Here is an 11448-nt window from a genome sequence, read left to right on the forward strand (position 1 = left end):
CGTCGCTGCTCGATAGCCGAACGGGACCCTTCGCTCTGCATCGCTCTGCGCGCTCACCGCGTTCCCACTGGCACATGTTTCACGTGAAACATTTCTCTCCCTAAACGCTCATGAATGCAAATCCCATGAAGGGATCGCAAGCCCCCTGGCAGGTTGTTGACGTGCCGTATACTGCACGCCTTGTGACTGTTGCCGAAGCGAAAGGGGGACGGAAACCCATGCATCGATTCACCGCAGCGCGCGCTGCGCTCCGGAAACGCGCTCAGCGCTCGCCTGCGGACAAAACCCTGGCGAGCGATGTGTTCGTGCTGTCCGTTCCGCTGTTCGTGGAACTGTTCATGCAAATTATGATCGGGAACATCAACCAATTCATGCTCGCACCGCTCGGCACCGAACCTGCCGCCGCCGTGGGCAACGCGTTGCAGATCCTCAACATCGTGACCATCGCGCTGTCAGCTATGGGAACGGCTTCCACCGTGCTCGTGACGCGCGTGCTGGGGAAATCGTCGGCGACGAGCAAGGTGTCGGAAATTGCGACGGTGGCGCTCGTGGTGAATATCGGCCTCGCAGCCGTCATGACGGCGGTGCTGTTCCTTTTCTGGCCGCAATTCTTCTCATGGCTGCACATCGACGGCTCCATTACGGGGATGGCCTCGTCGTTTTTGCTGATCGTCGGTTCGACCACGGTCGTCCAGGGAGCGTTCTTCGCCTTCACGGCTCTGCTGCGCAGTTATGCGCGCGGCGGCGACGTCATGCGTGCGAGCCTTGTCATGAACGCGGTTAACATCGCGGCCAGCGCCGCGCTCATCGGCGGCGTGGGCTTCGTGCCGGCGCTGGGGGTGGAAGGCGCGGCGGTCGCGAACGTGGTGGCGCGCGTCGTCGGCCTCGCGGTGGCTTGCCGTCTCGTGCTGCGGCATACCGAGGTGCGCATGCGCCTGCGATACCTGCGTCCGTTCCCGTGGAGCACGTTGCGGCGCATGCTGGGCGTAGGGATCCCCTCCTCGGGCGAGCAGATGAACTACGATCTTGCGCAGATCGTCATCCTGTCGTTTATCAACGTCCTGGGCACGACGGTGGTCACGGTGAAGGTGTACTGCTCGATGATCGCGGGTATCGCCTACCTTTACTCCATCGCGCTGTCGCAGGCGACGCAGATCGTGTTGGGGTACCTGTTCGGCGCGGGGAAATTCGACGCCGTGGCGCGGCGCGTGTGGGTCGCCGATCTCATCGCCGTCGCGCTCACCACCTGCGTATCTACGTTGATCTGGGTGAACGCCGATGCGGTATTCGGCTTGTTCACCGCCGATCCCACCGTGCACGAGTTGGGGCGGCAGGTGCTGCTCGTCGAGATATTCCTCGGCATCGGCCGCGCGCTCAACATCGTCATGGTGAAGGCGCTCATCGCAGTGGGCGATGTGAAGACCCCGGTCACGGTGAACGTCATCTCGTCGTGGATATTCGCCGTGGGCGGCGGCTACGTGCTGGGAATCGGGCTGGGCTGGGGCATCGTTGGCATGTGGATAGCCATGTGCGTGGACGAATGGCTGCGCGGCGGGTTCCTTGTGGCGACGTTCGCCCGCGGAGGATGGCGCCGTCGAGCGCTGGAGCGGCAGCAGTCGCCGGGTAAGGCGGCGGAGTCGTCGGATGCTCCCCAAGAGGCGCCCAACCCCGCGCCCGCGGTGTCCTACGTGAAGCCGTCGATGTTCGTGCTGAAGAAACCGGGCGCGCCGGGCCGTCCCAAGGAGCCGGGAGCCATCAGCTTGACGGCGATCATGGGATTGCTGCTGGCCGACAACGGCGGGCTGTCGCACGGCATCGTGCAAGCGGTCACCGACGCTCTGATGGCGTTATGGCAGGTGAAATAAAAGGATCGGCCGATCGATCAGCCTTCGAAATCCTCCGGGGCCAGCTCTTCCAGGAACTTCTTGAACTCCGACAGCTCGGCTTCGGTCGCGGCGGCAGGCTCCTCCCGCCTCAGCACGTAGGGGAACGATGCGCGTTCGAGCACGTCTTCCTCGATGTAGATGGGGGCTTTCTGCCGCACGGCCAGCGCCATTGCATCGCTCGGCCGCGCATCGAGGTCGATGAGCCGATCATGTTGGCGCAGGGTGAGGCGCGCGAAGAAGGTCGAGCCCTGCACGTCGTTGATCACCACGTGGTCGACCTGTGCGTCGAGGTTCGTGAGCGCATCGAGGAACAGATCGTGCGTCATCGGCCGCGAGAAGCGGGCTTTTTCCAGGGCTATGCCCATCTGCGTGGCCTCGTTCACGCCCACCCAGATGGGCACGATGCGCGACTTCCCTTCTTGGACGATCTCCTCGACGGGCTGCAGCACGACGATGGAGGGCGACGGAGCCGTTGACACGATCAGCGTTTGGATGGTAACGGGAATCATCGATGCTCCTCCTCGGGCTTTTGCACGCTGCGCCGATGCGGCGCGTGTTCCGATTATAGCGCTTTGGCCCGATCGGCGATCGCATTGCCGTGGCGATTCGGTGTCAAGATGCGGACGGCAGCCCGAATCAGGCGCGGCCCTTCAACAACTGCTCCATGCGCTGGTACGAAGGAGGCTTCGAGCCTTTCAGCGTGATGAGGCAGATGGGGATCGCCTTCGCGTCCTTGGGCGCGATGGGGACCATCGTGCTTCGGGGGAGCATCTCTCCGAGCGGGGCGATGTTCACCATGAAGCACACTGCGTGCTTGACGTAGAACTGGCGCGGCATGTCGAACGTAGGAGGCTCCACTACCGGGGATTTCAGACCGTCTTTCTGGTAGGTGACGAGGATCGATTCGTTGAAGTGGTCGAACGATTTCGACGAGATGACGCGGTACGGCTCGAGCTGTGCCAGCGAGACGGTTTCAAGGCGCGCCAGCGGATGGTTCGCCGCCATGCAGATGCCGGCCGGCACGGTGCCCACGGTGTAACAATCGAAATCGGGATGATCGAACGTGCCGATGGTGATGAGCGCGTCGCACTCGCCTCTGCGGATCGAGTCGAGTCCCGCCTCGCCCGTGCCGATGGCCACGTCCGTCTCCGTGCCTAGGTAGTTGTCGAAAAACGCGGCCATGTCGGTGCGCGCTTTCGCGTTGCGACAGAATGCGGGCGCGCAGAGGAACAACCGCAGTTTGGAGAGCTCTTTGGCATGGAGCTCCCCCATCTCCTCGAGCGCGTGGAACGAATCGCTGACCGGCTCCGCCTTCGCTCGGAACGTCTCGCCGAGCTGCGTGAGGGAGATGCCCTGATGATTTCGCTCGAACAAGCTTTCGCCGAACTCGCTTTCCAGATCGGTCATCGCCTTGGACATCGCCTGCACCGAGATGCCGTGTTCGCGCGCCGCCGACGACAAACTGCCGTGGTCGGCGACGGTGATGAAGTAGTTGATCTGCTTGATGTTCAAAAACCCGCCTCCTTTCGGCACGACATGCGTTGGTCGGGGTAAGCGTACCATGTAATGAACGAAGCGGAACGGACGCTTGGAAAAACGCCCTTGTTCCCGAATATTCAAAATGCGGTAAGAAATATTCAAAAAAGTGCTTGACCGAACCAAGCGATTCGACGTATAGTGATCAGGCACTTTTTTTGGGCCCGTAGCTCAGTTGGTTAGAGCGCACGCCTGATAAGCGTGAGGTCGCTGGTTCAAATCCATTCGGGCCCACCACTTTTAGCGATAAACGCTCCACCGTGAGCCGAGTTAGCCGGTGGAGCGTTTATTAATATCTAGACCAGAAAAAGCGCACCATGGGGCATTAGCTCAGCTGGGAGAGCGCGGGCTTTGCAAGCCTGAGGTCAGGGGTTCGATCCCCCTATGCTCCACCATACGTCTTCTATACGAACCCTCGCCGAACAGCGGGGGTTCGTTGTTTATGCGCCCGGCGCGCCGCTCGGCTGCGCGGAACCGCCCCCGGGCTGCCCCGCACCCGGATGTTTCACATGAAACAATTGTCGCAATCGCCCATGATAAGCGAACAAATGTTTCACATGAAACACTGCGCCGGACGTCGTGCGGCCCTGTCGTCCCCCGTTGCCCGCTGTCGCTGCTACCACGTGCATTCTGTGAGCGCAGGACGCGCGCTTCGCGCATGCGCGGGCAGCGTGGTAGAATCCCAGATCGGATACCAACCGCGAAATCGCCATCTGGGGAGTTATGAATCGAACGGAAGCACTGCGCATCTTAGGCCTCGACGACGATGCCACGCCCGAGGATGTGAAAACCGCGTACAAGGAAACGGTGCAGATCCTGCATCCGGATCGGTTCGCCAACAATAAGAAGCTCCAGGATCGTGCGACCGAGCAATTCAAAAATCTCCAAGAAGCATACGATTATCTGACCAGCGGAAAAGGTTCGCGTACCTCGGCGCGCGACCCGCGCGCCGCTGCCGAGCGCGCGCGCAGCTACACCTCGTCGAATCAGGTTGAAGCCCGCATGGCCGGCATCGCCGCCGCGCGCACGCAGCTCGTCAAGCAGCGCGACGTAGTGCTCGACGAGCGTCGCAACGGCATCGCCATGACCGTCATCGGCGGTCTTGTGGCGCTGCTCACGGGACGCCGCCCGTTCGGCCTGTTCGGCATCGTCGCGGCCATCGCGAGCGCCGCCGCCGTATGGGGCATCGTCCAAATCGTATCGTCGCAGCGCACCATCACCACGCTCAACGAGCATATCGCCGAGCTCAACAAGGAAGAACGCCGACTTGCCGAGGAGCTGGACGACGTGTAGCGCGCCGTTTCTCACGCGCCCGACCGTCGCACGGGCGCATTGTCGGCCGAAACGTTCGGAATTCAAGCGAAAAACGCACGTTTCGGCCGACAATGCATCCAGCTGTCCCGTGCTGAGCGCACGGGTCTCCGTCATCAGGATCATCGTCGCACCGCACAGGCGCGGCTTGACTAGAAAGAAGAAGGAAGGCATGAAGCAAGAGAACATCCGCAACGTCGCCATCATCGCGCACGTTGACCACGGTAAGACCACGATCGTCGACCGTCTGCTGTACGCCAGCGGCGTGTTCCGCGAGAACCAGCAGGTGGACGAGCGCGTGCTCGACAGCAACGATCAGGAGCGCGAGCGCGGTATCACCATCCTGTCCAAGAACATCTCCGTCACGTACAACGACGTGAAGATCAACGTCATCGACACGCCCGGCCACGCCGACTTCGGCGGCGAGGTGGAACGCGTGCTGAACATGGCCGACGGCGCCCTGCTCATCGTCGACGCGTTCGAGGGTCCCATGCCCCAGACGCGCTTCGTGCTGAAGCACGCGCTCGGACAGGGTCTGCGCATCATCCTCGTGGTGAACAAGATCGACCGCCCGGGCGCGCGCCCCAACGAAGTGGTCGACGAGGTGTTCGACCTCATGGTGGAGCTCGAGGCCTCCGACGCGCAGCTCGACTTCCCCGTCATCTACGCCAGCGCCATGAACGGCTATGCCCGTTACGCGCCCGATGACGACAACATGGACATGATCCCCCTGATCGAAACCATCCTCAAGGAGGTTCCGGCTCCCGATTGCGAGCCGAACGGCCCGGTGGCGCTCCAGATCTGCACGGTCGACCACTCCAGCTTCGTCGGTCGCATCGGCGTGGGGCGCCTGTTCTCCGGCACCATCCACAAGGGCGAGCCCGCGCTCGTCATCAAGAACGACGGCACGCGCTATAACACGAACATCAAGCAGGTGTTCACGTTCGAGGCGCTGGGCAAGAAAGAGCAGCAGGAAGTGCACGCCGGCGACATCGTGGCCGTGGTGGGCGTCGAGGACGCCGACATCGGCGATATGGTGACGAGCCGCGAGAACCCCGTTCGCTTCGACCCCATCCAGGTGGAAGAGCCCACGATGGCTATCGTGTTCGAGGCCTCGTCGAGCCCGCTCGTCGGTCGCGAAGGCGAGATCGTCGGAGCGCGCCAGCTCAAGGAGCGCCTCATGCGCGAGAAGGAGAGCAACATTTCCATGCGCATCGAGGAGCTTGAGGACAAGACCGGCGTGGAGGTTGCCGGCCGCGGCGTGCTGCACCTGTCGGTGCTCATGGAGACGATGCGCCGCGAGGGCTTCGAGTTCCAGGTGGGCCGTCCCCGCGTGCTCATCAAGAAGGACGAGGCCGGCCGCAAGCTCGAGCCGATCGAGGAAGCCACCGTGGACGTGCCCAGCGAGTACGCGGGCAAGGCCATCGAGGTGTTCGGCAGCGCCGGCGGCGAGATGTCCGACATGTACCAGCGCGGCGATCAGACGCACCTTGTGTTCAAGATCCCGTCCCGTGGCACGATGGGCCTGCGCACGCGCCTGCTGAACGTCACGCGCGGCGAGGCCACGATGTTCCACCACTTCTCCGAATACGGTCCTTTCCGCGGCGATATGTCGGGGCGCAAGAACGGCTCGATGATCTCCATGTCCACCGAGAAGAGCGTGGCGTACGCGCTCGACGCGCTGCAGGAGCGCGGCCGTCTGTTCGTCGGCCCCGGCGAGGACTGCTACGAGGGCATGATCGTGGGCGAGTCGTCGAAGGAAGGCGACATGGTGGTGAACATCGCCAAGTCGAAGCAGTTGGGCAACCAGCGTTCGTCGGGCGCCGACAAGGCCATCTCGCTGACGCCGCCCATCACGTTCACGCTTGAAGAGGCGCTCGAGTACATCGAGGACGACGAGCTGGTGGAGGTCACGCCGAAGAGCATCCGCCTGCGCAAGCGCATGCTGTCGGCCACCGACCGCAAGAAGGCTGCCAAGAAGTAGCCATCGCCGCCGGTTGGGATGCGGCGCGCTCTGCGTCCCAACCGGCGGGTTTATCCCTGAACCTGGCGTGGGGACTGTGAATCGATAATGGGTATATTGTGCAACGCAAGAACCCGTTTTCTCACGTGTGCGAGAATACAGCGCAGTACTTATCTCATGGGCGCTTCGGTCGGCGGTGTGACGAAGAAGCCCATGTTCGAGGGAAGGGTCATATGAAGAAAACGTACATCATGAAGACCGTATGCGCGGTGAGCCTGACGGCGGCGTGCGCATGGGGCCTGGCCGGCTGCTCGAGCGAGGGCAACGCCTCGGCCGGCACCGGCGGTGTGGCGGGCACGGTCAACGGCGTGGAAATCGCCGAAGACACCGTCACGAACTACATTCAGGGCGTGCGCGAACAGCTGGGCGCCGACGACGAAGAGTCGTGGGGCACGTGGCTTTCGCAGAACGAGTACACGCCTGCTTCCGTGCGCGAAGAAGTGTTCAACTCCTATGCCCAGCGCGAGCTTCTGAAAGAGGGCGTGGAGGAGAAGGGCATCACCGTCGAGAGTTCCGAAATCGACGAGCAGATCGACAAGGTGAAGCAGAACTACGATACCGATGAGAAGTGGCAGGCGGCGCTCGATCAGGCCGGCATGACCGAGGAGAGCTATCGCGCCGAGATCGAGCAGAAGCTCAAGGAGAACAAGCTGTACGCTTCGTTCGCTTCCGACGAGGATCCGAGCGATGCCGACATGCTGCAATACGCGCAGATGTACGCGACCGCGTACGACGGCTCCAAGCGCTCTTCCCATATCCTGTTCAACTCCGATGACGAGGCGACGGCTCAGGAAGTGCTCGACAAGCTCAACTCCGGCGAGCTCGATTTCGTCGATGCGGTGAAGGAATACTCCCAGGATCCCGGTTCGGTCGAGCTTGATGGCGACGTGGGCTGGAACAACCCGAGCAACCTCGCGCAGGAGTACAAAGACGGGCTGGAGCCCCTTGAGAAGGATCAGCTGAGCGGCTTGGTCACCACGCAGTTCGGCATCCATATCATCAAGTGCACCGACGTGTACACCGCTCCCGAAGAAGTGACGAGCCTCGATCAGATTCCGGAAGAGTGGATCTCCGTCATCGCTTCGTCGCTGAAGTCGACGAGGCAGCAGGAAGCCTACCAGCAGTGGCTCGACGAAGCCACCGAGGCTGCCGACATCAAGATCAACGACATGCCGCAGGGCCTGCCCTACGACGTGGACATGTCGAAGTATCCCGCTCCGAGCACCGATGAGGGCACCGACGGCGCGACCGATGGTGCGACTGACGGTTCCTCTGAGGGCGAAGCGACCGACGGCCAGCCGGCCGATGGTTCCGATGCTCCCGCTTCCGAGGACGCTGCCGCGACCGACGGTGCAGCCGAAGGCGCCGCCGACGGCGCTGCCGAGGGCGACGCGGATGCCGGTTCCACCGAGGGCGGCGATGCTGCCGCTGCCGATGGACAGCCTGCGGAAGCCGCCTAAGCCTTTAGGCTCATGAGCTGAGCACGTTTGACACGGCGGGCGTCCTTCGGGACCCCGCCGTTTTTCATGCACGCACGTCCGCATGTTTCACGTGAAACATGCGGCTACGACCAGGAGCGCTATGGATACTCGCACACCTCCCTTCTTCGAACTGCACAACGCGGTGGTGCAGCGTGCCGGCGCGCCGATCCTGTCGATCGAATCGTTCGAGCTTGCCGAAGGGGAGCATCTGGCGTTGCTGGGACCGAACGGCTCGGGCAAGTCGACCTTCGTGAAGCTCATCACGCGGGAGGTGCTTCCCCTGCATCGGGACGAGCCGCCCGTGCGCTTCCGCGGCCGCGACCGCGCGACGCTGGCCGAAGTGAAGCAGAGCTTGGGCGTCGTGTCGTCGTCGATGCAGGATCAGATAGCCGTGCATCTGCCGTCCGTGGACGTGGTGGCCGGCGGCCTGTTCGGGACGCTCGGCGTTCCGGTGCGGGCCGACGATGCCGCAGTGGACGACGCCCGTGTGCGGGCGCTCGGGGCGATGGAACTGCTCGGCGTGGACGACCTGGCATCGCGCGATATCATGACGTTGTCCACCGGCCAGGCGCGCCGCGTGCTCATCGCCCGCGCGCTCGTGCACGATCCAGATGCGCTCGTCTTCGACGAACCCTGCACGGGACTCGACCCCGAGGGCATGTACTACGTGCGTTCCAGCATGCGCACGCTCGCGCAGGCGGGCAAGAGCATCGTGCTGGTCACCCATTACCCCGAGGACATCATCCCAGAAATCAAGCGCGTGGTCCTGCTCAAAGACGGTTTGGTCCACGCCGACGCAACGAAGGAATCCCTGATGAACGACCAGGTGATGAGCGATCTTTTCGACGTGCCCCTCCGTGTTCAGCGCATGTCCGCGCCTGCTCCCGTACGCTGCGGCGAGGGAAAATTCGATGATGCTCGTGAAGAGGAATATTTCTCGCTTGTGAGTGCCTATTAGCTGTTGTATACTACGTAGCTGCTGCATGACCGCGCAACGCGCGAGCATGCGCACCACCGAAGCGGAGAGATGACCGAGCTGGCCGAAGGTGCACGATTGGAAATCGTGTGTGCTCCAAAAGAGTACCTAGGGTTCGAATCCCTATCTCTCCGCCAGATTATTCCCGCGCCCTCGAGGCGCGTTTCATACGGGGCCCGGCCCCGCACCCCGCGGAGGGGTGGCAGAGTGGTTGAATGCGGCGGTCTCGAAAACCGTTTCACCGGCAACCCCGGTGACGAGGGTTCGAATCCCTCCTCCTCCGCCAGATAAAAAGAAACCCTCCTGACTTTGTCAGGAGGGTTTTTCTTTGGAAGACCGTTCGTTTTCAAAGCGCTTCACGTGAAGGTATATGCTCGTCATCCTTCCTACGATCATGTTTTTCCAGGTGAGGTTCAAATTAAGCGGTAGGCCGCACTCCCTGTGCTACCATCGGCTATCTCAAAACGCACACGAGGTTCTCTATGCAGAAGGTGCGCGGGCGAAAACTCAACGTACGGAAAGCTCTGTTCTGTTTGTTGATACGTTTGCAGGTATGCAACGGGAAGGGACGTATATGGCGGTTGATCGCGCTTATGTTGGAAGGGGCTCGAGAGACGGCTGGCCTTCGGATCGCTCTATGGTGGCTCGTTCCCGTAAGGTGCTGGTCGACCATTACGTGCGCCGCGACATAGATTCCATGATGCTGCCGATGGCTGAAGATATGACGTGGATCGGCCCACTGTCGTGTCAGCACGCTCGCAGCGCCACGGAGATGCGCTCGCTCGTTGAGCCCGAATATGGTAACAGGGTAGAGCTGGTCGACGAGCATTGGGGTATCCGCACGGTTGGTTCCACCTGCGTGGTGGTGGCAACGTATGGCGCCCTCGTTCCCGACTCGACGGCTTCCGAGGTAGAGTTCCGTCAGTCGGCCACATTTGTATGGGGGCTTTCGCCTGAAGGACCGCGCATCGTGCACTTGCATATATCGAACGCTTACGATGTGCCGCCACGTGTCGAGCGTACGTCGGTGCCCGGCGAGGATCCTATTGATTACGCGGTGATCAGCGTAACGGCTTCGAAAAGTGAAGGGCGCGCTACTATCCGCTTCGATGAACCCGGTGGCCGCGCGCGTTTCATTGCGGAAGATCGCATCATTTGCTTGGATGCTGCGGAAGAAGGGTGCATCGTCGTTCACGATGGAGGATCGTTCGCCGATCGCGAACGGTTGTCGTCCATCGAAGGGAAGATGCCGCCGTGTTTTGTGCGGACCCATCGTTCCTGTGTCGTGAATGCGCATAGGGTCGAGTCGATGTGGCGGTACCGCGTGGAGCTCGACGACGGCTCTACGCGCCCTATTGCCGAGCGCCGCTATCTGGGTGTGGTCGAAGCTATCGAGAAGCACGCCGGTCGCGGGATAGAGCGGTCCTGAACGAGAACTTCGTCGACTCCTCTTTGTCTGGTTGCGAAGAGCTGGGGGCTGCATAAAGCCTACGATGCGAGAGTGAAGCCGAGTGAAAGGAGTATTCGCAACGTATAACCCCAGTAAAACGCTGTGTTATAACGGATGGTCTTTACTGCTTTTCCCGGTTGTCCGGAGATAGCACACCCCTCTGGTTTATTTGCATTCGACGGACGATCACTTGCATTCGTCGGTCAAGTTTCTCAATGGGGTTGAATCGCCTCCCCCCTGGCAACATTATTGGTGACAACGAAAGTTGAAGCGCCGGGTTTGAAAGCGGCATGTGAAGGGGAACGGTTTGAACCGCCCCTTTCCGCGTCTATAGACACGAGTGCTTCGAGTGGTCGAACGATAAGAACGCAAGGGGCAAACGTTATGCGGAACACGCTCATGGGGAAAGAGAAATACGGTCATACCGCTATGGCCTCCGTTATCTCGGTGCGGCATCATGCAGCTCGTGCGAACGTATTCCAAAAGGCAGTGTCCGTCCTGCTTTCGGCCCTGCTGGTGGTTACTATGAATCCGATCGCGAACGACATGTCGGCGCTTGCCCAACCCTCTGAAAACATGGCGACGGGGGGGGGGTGCTTATTCAGAGCCTGCCCCTGAGGGAGACGAAGGAGTAGCGGAAGGCGAAAGCCCGCAAGCCCCTGCTGACCCCGATATCGCAGAAACGGCGCCCGAGCCGGACGCTCCCGCATCCGAAGAATCCCAGGATCCCGAGTCGAACCCCACAACCCAGACCGTCCCCACCGCGCCTGCCGAAGATCAGGCCG

8 protein-coding genes and 4 tRNA genes are annotated in these 11448 nt (G+C 61.7%); 10 read left to right on the plus strand and 2 right to left on the minus strand.

The genetic code is table 11. The features are described from left to right. Nucleotides 1-218: 218 nt before the first annotated feature. Complete coding sequence (locus C1A15_RS02415) at nt 219-1865, plus strand: MATE family efflux transporter (RefSeq protein ID WP_245864881.1); 1647 nt, start codon at nt 219-221, stop codon at nt 1863-1865. Nucleotides 1866-1882: 17 nt separating this feature from the next. Here the strand turns inward: C1A15_RS02415 and C1A15_RS02420 are convergent, their stop codons facing one another. Continuing rightward, the gene (locus tag C1A15_RS02420; protein WP_101721099.1) at nt 1883-2395 is read right to left on the minus strand and encodes a bifunctional nuclease family protein; all 513 of its coding nucleotides are present in this window, start codon (nt 2393-2395) and stop codon (nt 1883-1885) included. Between the two features lie 127 nt (nt 2396-2522). After that, nucleotides 2523-3398, minus strand: a complete 876-nt coding sequence (locus C1A15_RS02425; protein WP_101721100.1) for a LysR family transcriptional regulator — start codon at nt 3396-3398, stop codon at nt 2523-2525. A 184-nt stretch (nt 3399-3582) separates the two neighbouring features. Between C1A15_RS02425 and C1A15_RS02430 the strand changes: the two genes are divergently transcribed. The 9 genes from C1A15_RS02430 (at nt 3583) to C1A15_RS02470 (ending at nt 10642) form a co-directional block, all read left to right on the plus strand. After that, nucleotides 3583-3659: transfer RNA gene (locus tag C1A15_RS02430), tRNA-Ile, on the plus strand. A gap of 82 nt (nt 3660-3741) precedes the next feature. Next, nucleotides 3742-3817: transfer RNA gene (locus C1A15_RS02435), tRNA-Ala, on the plus strand. Between the two features lie 328 nt (nt 3818-4145). Then, complete coding sequence (locus C1A15_RS02440) at nt 4146-4715, plus strand: J domain-containing protein (protein WP_101721101.1); 570 nt, start codon at nt 4146-4148, stop codon at nt 4713-4715. A 190-nt stretch (nt 4716-4905) separates the two neighbouring features. Further along, nucleotides 4906-6717, plus strand: coding sequence for a translational GTPase TypA (typA, locus tag C1A15_RS02445; RefSeq protein ID WP_101721102.1), 1812 nt, complete (start codon nt 4906-4908; stop codon nt 6715-6717). Nucleotides 6718-6929: 212 nt separating this feature from the next. Then, entirely contained in the window at nt 6930-8216 is a 1287-nt protein-coding gene (locus C1A15_RS02450; RefSeq protein WP_101721103.1) for a SurA N-terminal domain-containing protein, read from the plus strand. Nucleotides 8217-8337: 121 nt separating this feature from the next. Beyond that, nucleotides 8338-9195 (plus strand): ABC transporter ATP-binding protein, encoded by an 858-nt coding sequence (locus tag C1A15_RS02455; RefSeq protein WP_101721104.1) that lies wholly within the window; start codon nt 8338-8340, stop codon nt 9193-9195. Between the two features lie 63 nt (nt 9196-9258). Continuing rightward, nucleotides 9259-9350: transfer RNA gene (locus C1A15_RS02460), tRNA-Ser, on the plus strand. Nucleotides 9351-9406: 56 nt separating this feature from the next. Then, nucleotides 9407-9499 (plus strand) — tRNA-Ser (locus C1A15_RS02465). A gap of 288 nt (nt 9500-9787) precedes the next feature. Continuing rightward, nucleotides 9788-10642: a LytTR family transcriptional regulator gene (locus tag C1A15_RS02470; RefSeq protein WP_180952972.1), complete on the plus strand. Its 855-nt coding sequence runs from the start codon at nt 9788-9790 to the stop codon at nt 10640-10642. Nucleotides 10643-11448: the final 806 nt, after the last annotated feature.

It is taken from the genome of Eggerthella timonensis, from assembly GCF_900184265.1.
Taxonomy (GTDB): Bacteria; Actinomycetota; Coriobacteriia; order Coriobacteriales; family Eggerthellaceae; genus Eggerthella; species Eggerthella timonensis.

Bases quoted from the DNA above. Each gene is read 5' to 3' on its own strand.
- C1A15_RS02450 (WP_101721103.1), top strand. From the start codon at position 6,930: ATGAAGAAAACGTACATCATGAAGACCGTATGCGCGGTGAGCCTGACG.
- C1A15_RS02415 (WP_245864881.1), top strand. From the start codon at position 219: ATGCATCGATTCACCGCAGCGCGCGCTGCGCTCCGGAAACGCGCTCAG.
- C1A15_RS02420 (WP_101721099.1), bottom strand. From the start codon at position 2,395: ATGATTCCCGTTACCATCCAAACGCTGATCGTGTCAACGGCTCCGTCG.
- C1A15_RS02440 (WP_101721101.1), top strand. From the start codon at position 4,146: ATGAATCGAACGGAAGCACTGCGCATCTTAGGCCTCGACGACGATGCC.
- C1A15_RS02470 (WP_180952972.1), top strand. From the start codon at position 9,788: ATGGCGGTTGATCGCGCTTATGTTGGAAGGGGCTCGAGAGACGGCTGG.
- C1A15_RS02455 (WP_101721104.1), top strand. From the start codon at position 8,338: ATGGATACTCGCACACCTCCCTTCTTCGAACTGCACAACGCGGTGGTG.
- typA (WP_101721102.1), top strand. From the start codon at position 4,906: ATGAAGCAAGAGAACATCCGCAACGTCGCCATCATCGCGCACGTTGAC.